Origin of the sequence: Streptomyces sp. RP5T (assembly GCF_003933965.1) — a bacterium.
In the GTDB taxonomy this organism is placed as follows: Bacteria; Actinomycetota; Actinomycetes; order Streptomycetales; family Streptomycetaceae; genus Streptomyces.
Map to the genome: position 1 here is coordinate 1 of NZ_RSAJ01001198.1, position 825 is coordinate 825.

General features: G+C 68.4%; 1 protein-coding gene. It reads right to left on the bottom strand.

Annotated features, from left to right (window positions below; all coding sequences use genetic code 11):
* Positions 1 to 825: hypothetical protein (locus EHS43_RS46990; protein ID WP_185806692.1), on the bottom strand; the 825-nt coding region annotated here is incomplete at both ends.

Consider the following 825-nt stretch of genomic DNA (forward strand, 5'->3'; position numbering starts at 1 on the left):
GGACCCGCATGCAGCCCCGCCCCCACGGCCAGAACATCCAGTTCCTCGTCCAACGGCAGCGGACGAACCCTGACCATCCGTCCACGCACGCCACCGGTAGTCGCGTAAAGTACTCGCCCTCCCTCCCCCAAGCCCATGGCTCTGGTGGCTGCGAGGACGTCAAGCCTGCTGTAGTACGCGGTCCAGTCGGCCAGTGACCACTCCGCCAGCGGATCATCCACCGGCGGCACCGGATCACCTTGCTGCAGGGGGCGTCCCGGATCGCCGGCCGTGGCGCCGTAGCACACCTCCAGGTGCAGGTAAGACCCGTCGGGCAGCTCCTGCACCTCGGGCAACCCTGCGATATACCGCCCACCCTGCTCCGCGTCCAGCATCCGCCTCCGGCCATCGGCGATCAGCTCCAGGCCACCCGGCTTCCCATGACTCAGCCAGGCGTAGGCCGCCGGATCCACCGGGCCCACCGGCACCGTCTCGAGCGTTCCGACCCGATCGCCGAAGGGCACCACATGCGCCAGCTCCCGCATGTCGAAGAACGACCGCAGATACCGTTCCCGCATCCGCAGCAGATCGGCTATCGACCCGCGGCCATAGCGCCGGCTCTGGTTGCTCACCAGCGGGAAGGACTCCACGGCACTGTCCCGGAACGTGCTGCCGTCCACGAGATCGGTCCACTCCCGGTCGGCATACGGCACGATCCTCGCCGGCCGGCCGAACGGCACCCAGTCGCCGACCCGCACGTTGTCATCGTCCGGAGCAATGTCGATCAGCGCCGGAACATACGCTCGCAGATCACCGTCGTACTCCAGACGCCCCTCACCGCTGGGC